This window comes from Phyllobacterium sp. TAF24 (assembly GCF_052113785.1).
Classification (GTDB): Bacteria; Pseudomonadota; Alphaproteobacteria; order Rhizobiales; family Rhizobiaceae; genus Phyllobacterium.
Window position 1 is genome coordinate 45,666 of the sequence record NZ_JBFRDN010000016.1, and the last position, 17,268, is coordinate 62,933.

Below are 17,268 nucleotides of genomic sequence, written 5' to 3' on the forward strand. Positions count from 1 at the left end.
GCTTATCTTATGCCTCGCCGCCTCTTGTATCGCCGGGTGAAATACCTAGTTTAAACAAAGGCAGCGAGGCGATTTTATCCTGCCGGCAACGTCGGGAATCTAATTCACCAATGTCAAATCTTGATCAGGGCGAGTTTACCTTGCGCGTCGGCGATGGTATCGGCGCGTTTACAGCGCAGGAATGGTCGCAGCTTTCTGGCACATCCAGAGATGCACCTGATTATAATCCCTTTCTGTCATACGCCTTCCTCTCCGCATTGGAAGATTCCGGCTGCGTCGAGCGTAAATCCGGCTGGCTTCCGCAATTTCTCCGCCTAGAAGATGCGGCCGGAACCGTCATAGGCGCGGTGCCGTGCTATCTGAAGGGGCATAGTCAGGGCGAATATGTCTTTGACCACGGCTGGGCCGACGCCTTCGAGCGCGCAGGTGGACGATACTATCCAAAGTTGCAGGCGAGTATTCCTTTCACCCCTGCGACCGGCCCTCGCCTGCTTGCACATCGTGATTGGGATGGTCCTGCTGTTCGCGCTGCCCTTGCCAATGGTCTGCGGCAATTGACAGGACAACTTGGCGTTTCCTCAGCGCATTCAACCTTTGTGAATGATGACGACCTGCCAGCTTTCAACGAAGCCGGGTTCCTGCATCGTATCGATCAGCAGTTTCACTTCTTCAACGAAGGCTATGAAACCTATGATGATTTTCTGGAAACTCTGGCCGCACGCAAACGCAAAGCATTGAAACGCGAGCGGCGCGAGGCGCTTTCCAATGGCATTTCAATTGATCATCTGACTGGCGGTGCCCTGACCAAACCTGTCTGGGACGACTTTTTCACCTTCTATACGGATACCGGCAACCGCAAATGGGGTCGCCCTTACCTCAACCGTGAGTTCTATCGTCTCATCGGCGAGCGCATGCCCGATGACATCGTTTTAATGATGGCGCGGCGCGACGGTCGCTATATCGCTGGTGCCATTAATTTCATTGGTTCCAACAGGCTTTTTGGCCGCCACTGGGGTTGCATTGAGGATCATCGATTTCTGCATTTCGAAGTCTGCTACCATCAGGCCATTGATTTCGCCATTGCGCACAAGCTGCATGTGGTTGAAGCGGGTGCGCAGGGTGAGCACAAACTTGCACGCGGTTATTTGCCGGTAACAACCCACTCCGCCCATTATATCGCGCATGAGGGTCTGCGCCGTGCCATTGCGGGCTTTCTCGAACAGGAGCGCAATGAGGTTGCCATGATGAGCGAAGTTCTCAATGAACATGCTCCGTTCAAGAAATCCGACTGTTGAACGCTTGACCTTGTAGCGTCACATGGCAAACATCCGATTCATCACTGAGACAAAACGGGTGCCCCATGAGCCAGACCTATGACGACAACAATGTGTTCGCAAAAATCCTGCGCGGTGAAATTCCTTCGCACAAGCTTTATGAGGATGTCGACACTTTTGCCTTCATGGATGTGATGCCGCAGGGCAATGGCCACTGTCTGGTAATACCGAAGGTACCGTCGCGCAATATTCTGGATGTTGCGCCAGCCAGCCTCGCGGCGGTGATCGCCACGACGCAGAAACTCGCGCGCGCTGTTAAATCAGCGTTCAATGCGGATGGCGTGACTGTGATCCAGTTCAATGAACCGGCCTCCGGCCAGACGGTCTTCCATCTGCATTTTCACATTATTCCACGTTTTGAGGGTGTCGCATTGAAGCCCCATACCGGACAGATGGAAGATCAGGGCGTGCTTGCGGCAAATGCGGACAAGATCAGGCAGGCGCTGGCTTAGGGGTTCAGCTAAGTTGTCGCGAAAACGCCCTGCGCCGAACTTTTTATGGTGCCAAGCGTCGCCCTTGCGCTGAAAAGAGCCGTAGCGAAAACGGCTACTCCGGCGATGACGTCGACCAGATTGTGTCCACCCTGGATAATAATTGCCGGGATCATCAGGATATTGATCACGACAAAAATCGGAAACAGATAGTGAATTCTGCGTGTAAACCAAACGGATAAACAAGCCATCACCGTATGAAACGAAGGAAATGAAATCAGTCCGAGAGTATCGCGCGGTGAAATGAAACGGACACCTTCCTTGGCAAGCCGCACGAGTTCCAGTCCGTAGGTATGGTCAACTGCGGGTTGGATAATTCGTGCCGTTTCATCGGAAAGCACGTAGTAGGCAGCTGGCGTGGAATTTGGAAACATCCACCAGATCAAAATCGCTATGAAAGCCGAAATCATACCACACAGCAGGAATTGATGTAGATTCCGAGCTTCTCCCCTAAAGCCCAGAAGTAAAACAACCAAGATCAGCTGCATCTGCGAACTCGCATAGACAACCCGCAAAATAAGACTCAATAGCGGCACTTCCGCCGCGGCATTCAGAAAATCGAGCCATTGGAAGCCGAATGCGCGGTCCAAGACAATGAACGCCATATCGTGAAGTTCGCCAACTGGCAGCAGCAGGTAATTGAAGACTGAGCCCACAATCGTGAAAAGAATGAACAGACCCGACGCGGTTGCCGCCAAAGCAATCTTTTCTTCCGGACGCACTGTGCGATAAAATTGCCCAACACCAATTGCCGTTAGCCCGATTGCGGACATCAGGGCATAATTAATCCAGTCTACGCCAACGCCTCTGACAGGAATGAGGATGGCGTCGAAAACCAACAAGGTGGCAATGATGCCAGCGCAAATCTTTTCAGCCGGATGCAAATTCATCTTGGAGCCCTTTATGTGGGTCCAATATACCCAGCCTCGTTTAAGGATGGCTGAATCCAAATGATTCAAGTTTTATAAAAAATAGAGCCCCGTAATAAGAACAATTTCGGCAGCAATCACACTTACAATGACATGACGGCCAAGACGCAAATAGGCCAGAAACCCGACGGCGGCTGCGCCAATACGCAGGAAAATCGAGGACTCGGCAAGCGATCCACTCGGATAGAGAATAAGCTGGGCAATCACGCCGGCAACAAGTGCTGTGGCAACAGCGCGCACAGCGATGAGCGCATCGGAATCCTCGCGCACCTTGCCGCCGATCAAAACACCGAGATAGCGCCAGATATCGGTCGGCAGCCAGCCAGCCAGCAGAATGAAGAGATAGGGCCACCACCAGTCGGTCAGGCTGTGCCAGGTCATGATGCGCGCGCCCTCGCCCACCTGACATAAGCCATGGTCGCCGCGCCCCCGGCAAAACCTGTCAGCAAAAGATCATAGGCCGGTGCCAGATGATGAATGAGCGGAAACAATACGAGGCCGGACACCATGGCCACATGGATAGACCGGTCACGCGCCGACCCCCATAGTGATGTCAGGAAATACATGGGCGTTAAAAAGAACAGCGCTGCAAAGACAATCGGCGGAAAGTCCGTCGAGAGAAAATAGACAAGCGCGACAACAAGCGAATTGGTCGCAGTCAGCGTCATGCCGAGCCCGGCAAAATAACTCGTACGCATATTGCGCGGAATGTGCTGGAAGCGCTCCATGCCCATCACCCAGGCGGTAACCGCAATGAAATGCGACAGGAACAGCAGCGTAATCCTGCGCGTCTTTGGACCGCGCATTTCCGGAATGAACGCAGCCACCATCGGCATCAGCCGTATTGATGACAGGGCGACAGCAATGGCTGCTCCAAGAAGTGAATAGCCTCCTGATATTGCGCCGATCAGAACAATATTGGCCGGAAGCGCCCAGATTGCCGCGACCATGAAGCTCGCCTGCAACAGGGAAACGCCGTTCTCGCTGGCAAAACCGGCAAAACCCACATGCGCCGTCATGAGGATGAAGGCCGGTATGCTGAAAATCATCGATGCGCCGGAGAGAAACCATGAGAACCGTGTTCTCAGGCTATCGTCTTCCTGTTCTGGCAAGGGAGAAAATTCGGAATCGGCCATATCCAACCGATAACCCGATCCTGTCATGCCAGCAAGAAAAAGGCCGCCCAAGGGCGGCCTTTTCATTATTTCTTGCGTGGTACTTTCGGCACCGATGCTTTGCCGCGTGATGGCGGTGTCGGATCATCGGCAATAGATGGTCCGGCCGTCACCTTTTCGAGCACCGGCTTCTTCGGAGAAGGCTTCTTCTTCGCCACCGGCTTTTTCGGAGTTGCAATCTCCTGCTTGGGCTTCACCGCCACTTCATCGGCGATGTAATCCAGAACAAGCCCCTTCGAGCCATCGGCCTTCTCGGCAACCGAGACAACAACCGTGCCACCCTTCTTCAACCTGCCAAACAGGACTTCATCAGCCAATGGCTTCTTGATGTATTCCTGAATGACACGGCCAAGCGGACGGGCGCCCATACGGTCGTCATAGCCTTTCTCGGCCAGCCAGGCGATTGCTTCAGGCTTCAGATCAAACGTCACGCCGCGATCGGCAAGCTGTGCCTCAAGCTGGATGACGAATTTCTGCACAACCTGGTGGATGACCGGAATCGGCAGCGGACCAAACGGAATGATGGCATCGAGACGGTTGCGGAACTCCGGCGTAAACAGCCGGTTGATCGCTTCCATATCATCGCCTTCACGACGCGAAGAGCCGAAACCGATGGCCGAACGGGCCGCATCGGACGCACCGGCATTGGTTGTCATGATCAGAATGACATTGCGGAAATCAATCTGCTTGCCATTATGATCCGTCAGCTTGCCGTGATCCATGACCTGCAACAGGATGTTGAACAGATCCGGATGGGCCTTTTCGATTTCATCGAGCAGCAGCACGCAATGCGGATGCTGATCAACGCCATCAGTCAAAAGACCACCCTGGTCAAAGCCGACATAGCCGGGAGGTGCACCAAGCAGACGCGAGACCGTGTGACGCTCCATATACTCAGACATGTCGAAACGCAGGAGTTCCACGCCGAGCGACGCAGCCAACTGTTTGGCAACTTCGGTTTTGCCGACGCCGGTAGGACCTGAGAACAGGTAGGAGCCAATTGGCTTCTCCGGTTCGCGTAGGCCAGCGCGGGCCAGCTTGATCGAGGATGACAGGGCTTCAATCGCCAGATCCTGACCATAGACAACGCGCTTCAGTTCAGCCTCAAGATTGGACAGAACCGCTTCGTCATCCTTGGACACGGTTTTTGGCGGGATACGGGCCATCGTGGCAATGGTTGCCTCGATTTCCTTCACGCCAATGGACTTCTTGCGCTTCGACTCAGGCAGAAGCATCTGGCTCGCACCCGTTTCATCGATCACATCGATTGCCTTGTCGGGCAATTTGCGGTCGTTGATATAGCGTGCCGATAATTCGACCGCCGATTTGATCGCTTCCACCGTGTATTTGACCTTGTGGAAGTCTTCAAAATACGGGCGAAGACCCTTCATGATCTCAATGGCATCCGGGATGGATGGTTCATTGACATCGATTTTCTGGAAACGGCGAACAAGCGCCCGGTCCTTTTCGAAGAACTGGCGGAATTCCTTGTAAGTCGTTGAACCGATGCAACGAATGGCTCCCGACGATAGCGCAGGCTTCAGAAGGTTGGACGCATCCATTGCGCCGCCTGAAGTAGCCCCAGCACCGATGATCGTGTGAATCTCGTCGATGAACAGGATGGCACCCGGAAACTCCTCGAGTTCTTTGATGACCTGCTTCAGACGTTCTTCGAAATCACCGCGATAGCGTGTTCCGGCAAGCAGCGTACCCATATCGAGCGAAAACACCGTGGCATCCGCCAAGACGGAGGGAACCTTGCCTTCGACAATCCGCTTGGCGAGACCTTCGGCGATGGCTGTCTTGCCAACACCGGGATCACCGACATAGAGCGGGTTGTTCTTCGAACGGCGGCACAGAATCTGAATTGTCCGGTTGATCTCCTGATCACGGCCGATCAATGGATCGATCTTGCCTGCTTTCGCCCGGTCGTTCAGATTATTGCAATAGGCCGTCAGGGCATCCTGCTTCTTCTTTGTTGCGCCCTCTTCCGACTCGGCAGCGTGGTTTTCTTCATTATTGCTCTCCGCACCCAAGGGGGTGCGCGGCTCGGCAGCGCCGGGGCGCTTCGAGATGCCATGGGAGATGTAATTGACCGCGTCGTAACGCGTCATCTGCTGTTCCTGCAGGAAGAATGCCGCATGGCTTTCCCGCTCGGCGAAAATCGCCACAAGAACATTGGCGCCGGTTACTTCTTCACGGTTGGAGGATTGAACGTGAATAACGGCGCGCTGGATGACGCGCTGGAACGCGGCAGTTGGCTTTGAATCCTCGTCATACCCGGTGACAAGGTTATCCAGCTCGTGATCGACATAATCGGTCACGGTGCGGGTTAGCTGTGCGAGGTCAACATTGCAGGCGCGCATGACACTGCTCGCGTCCTGATCATCAATGAGCGCAAGGAGCAGATGCTCCAGCGTTGCATATTCATGATGATGCTCGTTCGCGATTGTCAGCGCCTGATGGAGGGCCCGCTCCAGACTAGGTGAGAAAGATGGCATGAAACCTCACTTTTTCTCCATCACGCATTGCAGCGGATGTTGGTTTTGCCGCGCATAGTCCATGACTTGGGTCATCTTGGACTCCGCGACCTCATAGGTAAAGACACCACACTCTCCGACTCCATGATTATGCACATGAAGCATGATGCGCGTGGCATCTTCTTTGTTTTTCTGGAAAAAGCGTTCCAGAACGTGAATGACGAATTCCATGGGAGTGTAATCGTCATTCAGGAGCAACACCCGGTAAAGACTCGGCTTCTTGAGTTTGGGCTTGGTTCTTGTGATGACAGCTGTTCCCCGGCCGGGGCCATTGCCGCTGCCTTTGTCGTCATCTTGCATTGTTGGTGCAAACCGCTTCATCTCTTCCAATACCCGCATTTGGTGGTCATGTGTTGCCCTGTGTATCCTATGTAGGTTGCAACGCGTCGATTTTAAGCCCTCTCTCGAAGCATGCAATATCAACTTGCCGCTGCACAGCCTGTTTTGGGCGTTAGAAACAAAAAAAGTCCGGTTGCGCGCGCAACCGGACCTTGTCAGACCCAGAAATAAATCTGGAATTATTTGGTGACCTTGGCAACCGCAGCCTCGTAAGGCTTGTAAGCTTCCTTGGCGAGGTCAGCATAAAGCTCGCCGAACTTGGTGGCCTGAGCAACAAAAGCCTCGTAAGCCTTCTTGGAGAATGCAGTCTGCGCTTCGAAAAGCTGCTCTACCGACTTGGTGGTGCCGAGCTTTTCAACGAGCGCTGTACCGTCTTCGAAAGACTTCTTGGAGTAGTCAGCGGCTTCATTGGCGATCGTCTGCAGGCCCTGCGAAAGAACGGATACGCTCTTCAGGGAGTTGTTGACGAATTCCTTGCCGGACTCATTGAGAGTTTCAAACGGATTGGCCATGATAAATCCTTCCTTGGATGAATTTTCCTCTTGGCCCTCATTTAGGGTGCGATGCACAAAAAGTCAATTTTATTGTGCACTGCAATAATTATCAGCAATTTTAAAAGATCGAACGCCACGGAATTCGTGAACTTCCCGGTTACCATAAACAGTTTGGTAACGCTGTTGCGTCTAAAGTCGCACGATCCGTATCTGACGAAACATTACGTCAGTTAAATTCCATATATGCTTCAGTATGAGCAGGTGTTGATTGTGCTTTATCCAGCCCGCCAAGGTTCCAGACTTTATACCAAACTATCACATGCATTCCTGGCCTTGGCGCTCGCTTCCGGAATAGGCTTCATTGAAGCCCCGAAAGCTGAGGCATCATCAAAGGCTTCTGCCATTGTTGTAGATGCCAACACCGGCAAGACGCTCTATTCATCCAACGCGGATGCGCAGCGTTTTCCAGCGTCGCTGACCAAGATGATGACGCTCTATATGCTGTTTGAAGCCATGGAAGCCGGCAGGGTATCAAAGTCGACGCCAATTCCGGTTTCAGCCTATGCTGCGGGCCAGCCACCGACAAAGATCGGCTTCAAGCCCGGTCAGACGATCAGCGCGGAAGCAGCGATTCTCTCCGTCATCACCAAATCGGCCAACGACTCAGCCACCGCGATTGGCGAGTATCTCGGCGGTTCAGAACAGCGCTTTGCGCAGATGATGACCAACAAGGCGCGCCAGCTCGGCATGCGCAACACCACATTCCGCAATGCATCGGGGTTGCCAAACCCGCAACAGCGCTCATCGGCGCGCGATCTGGCTCTGCTCGGCATCGCCCTGCGTGAGCATTTCCCGCAATATTACGATTACTTCTCGACCCGCGCCTTCAACTATCGCGGTCGCCGCATTGCCGGTCACAACCGCTTGCTTGGCAAGGTACGCGGTGTTGACGGTATCAAGACCGGCTATACGCGTGATTCCGGTTTCAATCTCGTCTCCTCGGTCAATGTTGACGGCAAGAAGATGGTTGCTGTTGTCATGGGCGGCACAAGCGGCGGTGCCCGTGATGCCCAGATGGCCAAGCTGATCGAACAATATCTTCCGGGCGCATCGCGTCGTGACGGCGGCAACCTGCTTGCCTCCCGCAAGAACAGCAAGGTTCAGGTCGCAGCGGTGGATCTTCCTGATGAGGAAGATGCCCCAATGCCGGTCCAGCGTGACGAGGTTGTGGCGCAAACCAACAATGTCGTGACTGCAACCGCCTACGCCTCCGCTCCGGCGCAATCATCTCCAGCCGCCCAGATCCTGCGTGTTCCAACTCCAACAGCGCGCGTTGATACAGCTGAAGAAGACGTTGCCGAGGTTGATCCTGTGACCACTGCTTCGGCTCCGGACAAGGGTTCGGCCAGCGGCTGGATGGTGCAGATCGGCTCAATGGGCAGCGCTGACGAAGCCAAGGCAATTCTTTCCCGCGCTGCATCTGAAGTCGGTGGTCCTGTGGCGTCACTCTCGATCTATACGGAAAAATTCCAGAAGGGTTCGGCGACTTACTACCGCGCCCGTTTTGCCGGGATTGCTTCTGCCAAGGCGGCGAACAGCGCGTGTGTTGCGCTGAAGCGCCAGAATTTCAACTGCTTTGCGATTGCGCCGCAATCGTAAGGCAAACGATCCGAAAGACCCAAGTGTCTGAAGTAGAGGGTTTTGCGAATGTCTATTGTCAATGATTTCCATCGCCCCGCCGGTATCACCGGCAAGGAATCACGGTCGCTGTTTGGCGGTTTGCAACAGGCGGCGCAACGTATTGCCGATCTCAGGCGTGGCAATTCGCCGTTCAAGACAATGGATCTGGTGAATATTCTGCTGTGTCAGGCGGCCAGAACCCGCCGAGCAGCACTGCCGCAAGTCAATGTGCGTATTCACTCCGGTAATCGCAACGGCGTTTCGGCAGTCCGTTTGAAAATTTCCTGAGACTCGACTGAGCTTGTTTTAAAGCAGTCCCAATGACGCGAGTTCGTTGCGCAGTTCCGGCGGCAATTTGGCCCGGCCTTTGCCCTGCCCTTCATCTGCAGGCGCATCTTCGCTTGTCAAATACCGCCACCCCTGAAATGCCCGGCGTGGTTGCCATTCCGTCACGATAATTCTTGGATCAAGCACCAGATGACAGCGGGAAATTCCCTCATCATCAGTAAAGGTGCGGATATCAGTCAGTATCTGTCGGCATTGGACATTGCCCTTGATCACCCAATAGAGCGATCCGCCCGCCAACAATTCCTCGACCCGCTTGGGCACCATGCGCGTGGTGTGAAACTGTTCCGGCGACAGACCGGCGCGCCTGCGCTCATCGAGCCGAAAATCGATCCATGCTGCAAGATCTTCGATCGCAGTGCAGCCGACGCAAAGTTTAACAAGATTGAGAGCCATGGGAGAGAATTGACGCTTTCGCGTGCCAAGGTCAACCAAAACCCATGGGTTCTCCACAAAGGGTCAGCGAACGCGGTGATTTCGTCCGCCGACCTCGGTAAACACTTAGTGACCGGTTGCCGCGATGGCGCTTCCACCCGGAGTCTGCCGCTTGGAAACGACCGCCGGGTGATCCGGCGCAACAACAGGCACTTCCGTTCCCTGCGCATCATATAGCTTGCCGTTGAGAAAATAATCGCCATCGTGCAGCTCGGCGATATCCTGATACCGCAGCACGCGCTCTGTTCCCGCAACAAAAACCGACTGCTGATCCGAATTCCCGGCGGTCAAATGGTTGAACACGATGTTCAATGTAATTGCCATGAGCGCTGCCGAGCTGATGCCCGAGTGAAAAATCGTGGCAAACCAGCTGGGGAAATGATCGTAGAAGGTTGGCGAAGCAATCGGGATCATGCCAAAGCCAAGCGATGTGGCGACAACAATCAGGTTCATATTGTTTTTGTAATCGACCTTGGAGAGTGTCCTGATGCTACTTGCGGCCACCGTGCCGAAAAGAACCACTCCGGCACCACCAAGCACAGCACTTGGCACAGCGGCGACAACGCGGCCCATGACGGGCAGCAAACCAAGGCCGACCAGAAATAGCCCACCCGTTGCCACCACATAGCGGCTCTTGATGCCCGTTACCGCAACCAGTCCGACATTCTGAGCAAAGGCGCTTTGGGTGAACGAACCGAAGACCGGCGCGATCAGGCTTGAAAGCATGTCGGCGCGCAGACCATCGCCGAGGCGGCGCGAGTCCACCTTGGTCTCGATGATCTCGCCGACGGCCAGAATGTCAGCCGATGTCTCGACCAAAGTCACCATAATGACAATGAACATGGAAATGATCGCCGCAAGTTGAAAGGTTGGATAGCCCCACTGAAAAATCGTCGGCAGGGCGACAATCGGTCCGTCGCTTACTTTCGAGAAGTCGGTCATGCCAAGTGCCAGTGCAATGAGCGTTCCGATGACGATGGCCAATAGAATCGAAAGCCGTGAAATCCTGGCACTGCCGACCTTGCTGAGCAGAAGCACGATAACCAAAGTCAGAGCCGCCAGCTCGATGTTGGCCATGCTGCCAAAATCCGGCGCCTTGCTGTTGCCGCCCATCGCCCAGCGCGCTGCAACAGGCATAAGCGTCAGGCCAATAGTCGTAATCACAATTCCGGTGACCAATGGTGGGAAAAACCGGGTGATTCTTGAGAAGATTGGTGTGATTAACAACCCTATGAACGAAGCGACCATGACAGCACCCAGTACGGCCCCGATCCCTCCATTGCCTGTTATGGCAACCATTGTGGCTACACCCGAGAACGATACGCCCTGAACAAGGGGCAATCGGCAGCCGAAAAAGGGCAAGCCTATCGTTTGCAGGATCGTGGCCAGCCCTCCAGCAAAGAGCGATGCGGTGATTAGCAGGCCGATATCGTTCGGCGACAATCCTGCCGCCTGTCCCAAGATCAACGGAACGGCGATGATCCCGCCATACATGGTCAGGACATGTTGAAAGCCGTAGGCCAGATTGGCCGCTATTCCCAGATTTTCGTCTTCAGGTCGTTCTTGCGGTGTATTCCCATGTAAATTTGATGCCAAGGTAGTGTCCTCCCAATACCTTTGTGCAGCCCAACCAGATGTCACTGATCGGGCGGGATGAAACTATGGCACCATTTTGGGATTTGACTGTATCTGATTTATTGAAAGTGTTTTCGGCAATGCACGGGTATTGTCAGCACTCGACCACATTCACCGCAAGACCGCCGAGGCTGGTTTCCTTATAACGCTCGTTCATGTCACGCCCGGTCTGGCGCATGGTTTCGATGCACGCGTCCAGCGGTACGAAGTGCGTGCCATCGCCTTTGATGGCGAGCGAGGCAGCAGTCACAGCCTTAACCGCTCCAAGCGCATTGCGCTCGATGCAAGGCACCTGCACGAGACCGGCGACGGGATCGCAGGTCATGCCAAGGTGATGTTCCAGCGCGATTTCTGCAGCATTCTCGATCTGGGCAGCGGATCCGCCCATAACGGCGGCAAGTCCGGCTGCCGCCATGGCAGAGGCGGAACCAACCTCGCCCTGACAACCGACTTCAGCGCCTGAAATGGACGCATTGTGCTTGATGACGCCGCCAACGGCAGCTGACGTCAGCAGGAAGTCGCGGATACCATCGGCATCCGCATCATCATGGAAATGCAGGTAATAGCGCAGCACCGCCGGGACGACGCCCGCAGCGCCATTGGTTGGTGCAGTGACAACCCGCCCGCCAGCGGCGTTTTCCTCATTGACGGCCATGGCGTAAACCGAGAGCCAGTCATTGGCCAGAAGCGGGTTCATGCGGTTCTGCCGCCATTCCTCCTGCAGCCGGTCATGCAGATAACGCGCGCGACGCTTGACCTTGAGCCCGCCGGGCATAATGCCTTCCTGCTCCAGACCGCGATCAATGCAGGAGCGCATGGCCGACCAGATGCGATCAAGACCGGTATTCAGATCGTCGCGGCTCATGAAAACTTCTTCGTTGCGGCGCTTCATTTCCGCAATGGACAATCCGCTTTCCTCGCTCATGGTAAGCATCTGCGCAGCGTTCTTGAACGGGAATGGAACCGGGTCTTCAGCCTTGGGAGCCGTCCGGGTCTTGGCGCTTTCAAGCTCTTCCTCGGTGACGACAAAGCCACCACCAATCGAATAGAAAATACGGCGCAACAGCAGGCGCTCATCCGCATCATAGGCTTCGAAGGCCATGCCATTGGCGTGACCCGGCAATGGCGTCCGGCGATCCATGATCAAATCCGTAGCCGGATCGAAGCGATAGGCGGGATGTCCTTCCGGACGGATACGCTTTTCCTGCTTCACTGTTTCCAGCAGCGCATCCATCTGGTTGGGATCAATCGTGGCCGGCAGAAGACCACAGAGGCCCAGAATAACCGCACGATCCGTCGCATGACCAATACCGGTGAAAGCCAGCGATCCGTGCAAATGCACCCGCAGCCGATCAACCTTCACGCCCGTCGGCCGTGGCCATTGTCCGCTCTTCAATTCCGCGAGAAACAACCCGCCAGCCGTCATCGGGCCCATCGTGTGAGAACTCGAAGGACCAATGCCGATTTTATACAGATCGAAAACCGACAGGAACATTCGGGCTACCTCAACAGGTGAAATTGCATATAGCGTATAATGGCTGTTCTGGCGTCTGCGCCGAAGCCAGCCACCGACCTAGCGTTGTGTTTCTACGACATGCCAGACCAAAGAAAAAGGGTGCAGTCGCGCCGCACCCTTACATCAGAAAATTATTCCGGCTCAACTGGTATGGAGCCTGCTATTTTACTCAGTGAATAACGACCAGATAGGTCACAAGTAAAATCACTGCAAAACCAACGACTGCCCAGGCTGTAATGCCCCAGCAGGATTTTTGAACGCTATCGTCCATGAATTTTGTATTTCCCTGTTTCTCTTGGAAGGACACGATTCGCTCGAAAGGCTCCGTCTCTGGGAGAGTGGATATAACTGCCCATACCTTTCTTCGCAACGCCAAAGGTGGCAAAATCAGGGCGAACACACGCATAGCTGAAATGCGCCAAGTGCATGACACCAACGATATCAACACCTTAAATGGTAATACCGCTCACGGCGCCGTTTACGATTGGGGTAAAATCATGTTGAGTGCAACAGTAAAACGAGTAACTTGCCGTTCATAGACTTCATCTCACACCGAGAGAGCCCGCATGGAATCCGCACGCTTAATGTCCTACTGGGTTGATGCGCTGGCCCTTCTCTATTTCTTCGGCGTATGGGGGCTGTATTCGCACACGACGGCAAACGGGTTTCTCAATCGGCGCTCGCTGACATCGGAAATGAATCTGGCAAGGCGGCAATGGATGACCACCATGTCGAGCCGCGAGCTGCGCATGATCGACACCAGCATCATGATCGGCTTGCAGCAAGGCACCGGCTTTTTTGCGTCAACATCGATTCTTGCCATTGGCGGCTGTTTCGGTCTGCTGAATTCATCCGGGCGGGTGGTCACGCTTTTCCACGATATACCGTTTCTGGGCGAGACAACCGAGCGGCTTTTTGAAACCAAAGTTCTCGGTCTGCTGGTTCTCTTCGCCTATGCGTTCTTCAAGTTTGCCTGGGCATACCGGCTGTTCAACTACTGCTCGATTCTGATCGGCGGCGTGCCGATGGCGCGTGACAAGGCCCCGGATGATCCGCAGGTCGTCTTTGCCGTCAACCGGGCGGCAGAGATCAACATTCTGGCTGGCCAGCATTTCAACAGCGGGTTGCGCGGGATTTTCTTTTCCATCGGCTATCTCGGATGGTTCCTCGACCCCATCCTGTTCATGATCACGACCAGCCTGGTTGCGGTTGTCCTCTTGCGCCGTCAGTTTTTCTCGAACGCCCGCGATGCGCTCATGCGCAATAATGCCGAGACTGATTCATAGTCCGCGCGGCAGGTAGCGCCAGACGACGATTGCCGTGAACACCATCAGCATTCCAAGCGCGATGAAAATCGCGCCAAGGCTGAAAAATGTCAGAATAATCGAATAGAAGAACGCTGGTAAAAGCTCTGAGAAATCGAGATAGGTCCTGTATACTGAGGTCATTTGCGCCCGCTCATGCGGATGAACCGCGCGAATGAATGTCGTTGACGCCAGCGTATCCAGCGCGACGCAGAAAAAAGCGCCGGTCAGCAGCATGAGCGCTGCAATCATCGGGAATTTTTCACCGGCAAGTCCAGCACCGGCCAGCGCCAACGCCAGAAGAACGAAGACACCCGAAATCGTCCGCATCAGCCCCTTGGCCATGCCAACCTTGCCCCACAGGATCGACCCAAGCAGAAACAGGTTGCCAAGCGATACGAGCAGACCACCCGCAAGCTTGCCCTGCCCCGTCGCCACCATGAGAATAGGGCCGTAGACAAAGAACGTGCTCCAGTAGCACGACCGCGAGAAGGCGATGAGCCATGCCAGCCGCAGACGTGGCTGGGCGACAAACCGCCTGACATTGGCGATGGGATTGGCAGCGCGGCTCGGACCTTTCTGCAGAGCCGGATTGTCGCTCAGGCGGAAATACCAGAACAGGGTCAGCAGCAGCAGGGAAAAGCCGATTGAAAGCAGGAACGGCGCGATCATGCCCATCGTGCTGTAGAGGAAAACGCCAAGGAATGGTCCCGCTGTCCACGCCACGGTGGCCGTTGCCATGCGCACGGATTCAGCGCGGACCAGTTCGCCCCTCTTGATATGATCCATGATGTAGAGGCTCAGGGTGATCGACAGCGCACCCGCGCCAAAAGTGCGCAGGAACAGTCCAGCCGCCTGCCCCGGCACCGTATCCAGCGCAAAGGCAGCGCAGCCGAGCATCAGCGACACCGCACCAGATGTATAGACCCAGCGGCGCGGAATGCGGACAATCAACAGCGGAATGGACAGTGTCACCATCAACCCAAGCATCGACATACAGGTATAAAGGATGCTGACGCTGCGTTCGCTCTGCAGCAGATCATAGGTCTGGATCGGCACCACGCTGGTAATGATCGCACGGGCCATGGACTCGATGCCAAAGAGGATCGCAAACACCCGAGCTGTCGGGCGTTTGGCCGTACTGATCCAGATAGGATGGCGAACTTGATTGATCACTGGCTTGGCTATCGGGGATGTGCTGATTCGAGCGCCCTTGGACAATCGGACGCCACGCAAGGGATAGCAGTCAATCAAGCGACATAATATGTCTGTTTCGCAGAAAATGCTGAAATAAATGCGAAATATCAATCATCCAGCGCATGGGAACACGTGGATTTTGTTTTCCAACTCCCCTAGCTTGCATAGAGTTGCATTAATCGAGATTCCCGTATGAGCCAGACTGAGACGTTGACCCCGCCCGCCAAATCCCGTCTCGGCAAGCTGGACGTTTTGCGGGGCATCGCGCTCATCGCTATGGCCACCTATCACACGGGCTGGGATTTCGAGTTTTTCGGCTATATGGAGCCCGGCACCACGGGCCATGGCCCGTGGAAGCTCTACGCCCGCATCATCGCCTCGACCTTTCTCGTGCTTGTCGGTTTCAGCCTTGTTCTTGCGCATCGCAACGGCGTTCGCTGGCGACCCTTTGGTATCCGTCTTGTGCAGATTGTCCTGGCATCACTGGCGGTCACGCTTGTTACCCTGTATATCACGCCGGATAGTTTTGTGTTTTTTGGCATTCTGCACGAGATTGCCGCCGCAAGTGTACTCGGCCTGTTGTTCCTGCGCCTTCCGGCTATCGTGATTGCTGTGGCAGCAGCCGCTGTTGTCGCCGCACCGCATTATCTGGCATCGGCCACATTCGACGGGCCGGTTTTCTGGCCGCTGGGCCTGTCGGAAATGCCGATCCTTTCGAATGATTACGTCCCGGTTTTCCCGTGGTTCGGTCCGGTACTCGCCGGAATGGCGCTTGCCAAAACTCTGCTGCACTTCAATCTCACGGGAATTTTCGCAGGAAACATTGTTCCCGGCTGGCTCGACCGCGGATTGCGGTTCATCGGGCGGCACAGTCTGGCATTCTATCTCATTCATCAGCCGGTTCTATTCGGCTGCGTGTTCCTCATTGCTCAGGTGTTTCCTCCTGCAACGCTGACGCCACACGAGGTTTTTGACCGGGAATGCACGCGTACCTGTTCTGCGGACAATGAGAAGGCATTCTGCGAGCGCTTCTGCACCTGCACGATGAGCCAGCTGGAAACACAGAAGATTTTCGATGATGTCTATGCGGGCAAACGCACGCAGGACAACGATCCGCAGATACAGGATATTACCAGTATGTGCAGCAATGAGGCGATGCAGCCGTGAATGGTGTGGTTCGTGGTTCGTGGTTCGACAAGCTCACCATGAGGGAGAGTGTGGATGCAACGATAATCGCGAAGGTTTCGGCATATATCACAAAGGCTCAGGCACAAAGGTTGGGCATGAGGGTTGCAGAATAAAGCTCCCTTACATCACCCCTATCCCTCATGGTGAGCCTGTCGAACCACGCACCACTGATTTATGCAGCCTTGTTAGCGTAATCTTGGAAGTGAACGTAAATCTCAGGTATTAACACCCAGCTCTGCCAGCCGCTCAATGCAGGCCTCTTCCACCTGATCAAGCTCCGTTAGCGTCTCTTCAATATCCCGGCGTTTTTGGCGCAGATCACCACGTTTTTCTTCCACGCGCTTCATCAACAGGTGCAGTTGACCCATTTCACCCGGTGGCTCGGTGTACATTTGGACGATCTCGTGGATCTCGGCGATGGAAAAGCCGAGGCGCTTGCCGCGAAGGATCTGCTTGAGAAGATGCCGGTCTGATGGACGAAACAGGCGGGTGCGTCCACGGCGAACCGGATGGATCAGCCCCTCGTCCTCATAAAAGCGCAATGTCCGCGTCGAAACGCCAAACTCCCGCGTCAGCTCAGTAATGGAATAATATTCGCGCATGACAGACACTGCTCTGTTTCTCTTTATTTCACACGAATGTTTGGCCACGCAATTACGTAAAAGT

At 54.7% G+C, this 17,268-nt stretch carries 17 protein-coding genes; 6 read left to right on the forward strand and 11 right to left on the reverse strand.

The genetic code is table 11. From position 1 onward, the window contains the following. The first annotated feature begins 110 nt into the window (after nt 1-110). Together AB4Y96_RS14995 and AB4Y96_RS15000 are read left to right on the forward strand one after the other, a co-directional pair. Nucleotides 111-1,295: a GNAT family N-acetyltransferase gene (locus tag AB4Y96_RS14995; RefSeq protein ID WP_441918264.1), complete on the forward strand. Its 1,185-nt coding sequence runs from the start codon at nt 111-113 to the stop codon at nt 1,293-1,295. 65 nt (nt 1,296-1,360) lie between these two features. After that, the gene (locus AB4Y96_RS15000; RefSeq protein WP_441918265.1) at nt 1,361-1,786 is read left to right on the forward strand and encodes an HIT family protein; all 426 of its coding nucleotides are present in this window, start codon (nt 1,361-1,363) and stop codon (nt 1,784-1,786) included. An 8-nt stretch (nt 1,787-1,794) separates the two neighbouring features. Here the strand turns inward: AB4Y96_RS15000 and AB4Y96_RS15005 are convergent, their stop codons facing one another. The 6 genes from AB4Y96_RS15005 to AB4Y96_RS15030 all read right to left on the reverse strand — a co-directional run bounded on the left by AB4Y96_RS15005 (nt 1,795) and on the right by AB4Y96_RS15030 (nt 7,320). Then, a complete protein-coding gene (locus AB4Y96_RS15005; protein ID WP_441918266.1) occupies nt 1,795-2,775 on the reverse strand; it encodes a phosphatase PAP2 family protein in 981 nt (326 codons plus the stop codon). A gap of 12 nt (nt 2,776-2,787) precedes the next feature. Beyond that, nucleotides 2,788-3,135, reverse strand: coding sequence for an AzlD domain-containing protein (locus AB4Y96_RS15010; RefSeq protein ID WP_441918267.1), 348 nt, complete (start codon nt 3,133-3,135; stop codon nt 2,788-2,790). Further along, a complete protein-coding gene (locus AB4Y96_RS15015) occupies nt 3,132-3,890 on the reverse strand; it encodes an AzlC family ABC transporter permease (protein ID WP_441918268.1) in 759 nt (252 codons plus the stop codon). The genes AB4Y96_RS15010 and AB4Y96_RS15015 overlap by 4 nt, the downstream gene beginning before the upstream one ends. Before the next feature lie 65 nt (nt 3,891-3,955). Next, nucleotides 3,956-6,430 carry an ATP-dependent Clp protease ATP-binding subunit ClpA gene (gene clpA / locus AB4Y96_RS15020; protein ID WP_441918269.1) on the reverse strand — a complete coding sequence of 825 codons (2,475 nt, stop codon included), beginning with the start codon at nt 6,428-6,430 and terminating at the stop codon, nt 3,956-3,958. Between the two features lie 6 nt (nt 6,431-6,436). Next, nucleotides 6,437-6,790 carry an ATP-dependent Clp protease adapter ClpS gene (clpS, locus tag AB4Y96_RS15025; RefSeq protein WP_112529287.1) on the reverse strand — a complete coding sequence of 118 codons (354 nt, stop codon included), beginning with the start codon at nt 6,788-6,790 and terminating at the stop codon, nt 6,437-6,439. Between the two features lie 197 nt (nt 6,791-6,987). Next, entirely contained in the window at nt 6,988-7,320 is a 333-nt protein-coding gene (locus AB4Y96_RS15030) for a phasin family protein (protein ID WP_112529285.1), read from the reverse strand. A 225-nt stretch (nt 7,321-7,545) separates the two neighbouring features. Here AB4Y96_RS15030 and AB4Y96_RS15035 point away from each other — a divergent pair, with 225 nt between their 5' ends. Continuing rightward, nucleotides 7,546-8,961 carry an SPOR domain-containing protein gene (locus tag AB4Y96_RS15035; protein ID WP_441918270.1) on the forward strand — a complete coding sequence of 472 codons (1,416 nt, stop codon included), beginning with the start codon at nt 7,546-7,548 and terminating at the stop codon, nt 8,959-8,961. Nucleotides 8,962-9,009: 48 nt separating this feature from the next. Beyond that, entirely contained in the window at nt 9,010-9,270 is a 261-nt protein-coding gene (locus AB4Y96_RS15040) for a hypothetical protein (protein WP_441918271.1), read from the forward strand. An 18-nt stretch (nt 9,271-9,288) separates the two neighbouring features. On the opposite strand, the gene AB4Y96_RS15045 is transcribed toward AB4Y96_RS15040, so the two are convergent. From AB4Y96_RS15045 to AB4Y96_RS15055, 3 genes are all read right to left on the reverse strand, one after another. Then, the gene (locus AB4Y96_RS15045; protein WP_091884850.1) at nt 9,289-9,723 is read right to left on the reverse strand and encodes a DUF1489 family protein; all 435 of its coding nucleotides are present in this window, start codon (nt 9,721-9,723) and stop codon (nt 9,289-9,291) included. Between the two features lie 105 nt (nt 9,724-9,828). Further along, nucleotides 9,829-11,358 (reverse strand): nucleobase:cation symporter-2 family protein, encoded by a 1,530-nt coding sequence (locus AB4Y96_RS15050; protein ID WP_441918272.1) that lies wholly within the window; start codon nt 11,356-11,358, stop codon nt 9,829-9,831. Between the two features lie 133 nt (nt 11,359-11,491). After that, nucleotides 11,492-12,892, reverse strand: a complete 1,401-nt coding sequence (locus AB4Y96_RS15055; RefSeq protein WP_441918273.1) for an L-serine ammonia-lyase — start codon at nt 12,890-12,892, stop codon at nt 11,492-11,494. A gap of 587 nt (nt 12,893-13,479) precedes the next feature. Here AB4Y96_RS15055 and AB4Y96_RS15060 point away from each other — a divergent pair. Then, nucleotides 13,480-14,199, forward strand: coding sequence for a DUF599 domain-containing protein (locus AB4Y96_RS15060; RefSeq protein ID WP_091884571.1), 720 nt, complete (start codon nt 13,480-13,482; stop codon nt 14,197-14,199). On the opposite strand, the gene AB4Y96_RS15065 is transcribed toward AB4Y96_RS15060, so the two are convergent. After that, nucleotides 14,194-15,393 (reverse strand): MFS transporter, encoded by a 1,200-nt coding sequence (locus tag AB4Y96_RS15065; protein WP_112529319.1) that lies wholly within the window; start codon nt 15,391-15,393, stop codon nt 14,194-14,196. The two genes, AB4Y96_RS15060 and AB4Y96_RS15065, sit on opposite strands and share 6 nt — an antisense overlap. A gap of 213 nt (nt 15,394-15,606) precedes the next feature. Between AB4Y96_RS15065 and AB4Y96_RS15070 the strand changes: the two genes are divergently transcribed. Further along, nucleotides 15,607-16,581: a heparan-alpha-glucosaminide N-acetyltransferase gene (locus AB4Y96_RS15070; protein WP_441918274.1), complete on the forward strand. Its 975-nt coding sequence runs from the start codon at nt 15,607-15,609 to the stop codon at nt 16,579-16,581. 236 nt (nt 16,582-16,817) lie between these two features. On the opposite strand, the gene AB4Y96_RS15075 is transcribed toward AB4Y96_RS15070, so the two are convergent. Then, nucleotides 16,818-17,204 (reverse strand): MerR family transcriptional regulator, encoded by a 387-nt coding sequence (locus AB4Y96_RS15075; protein ID WP_091884577.1) that lies wholly within the window; start codon nt 17,202-17,204, stop codon nt 16,818-16,820. Between the last annotated feature and the right edge of the window lie 64 nt (nt 17,205-17,268).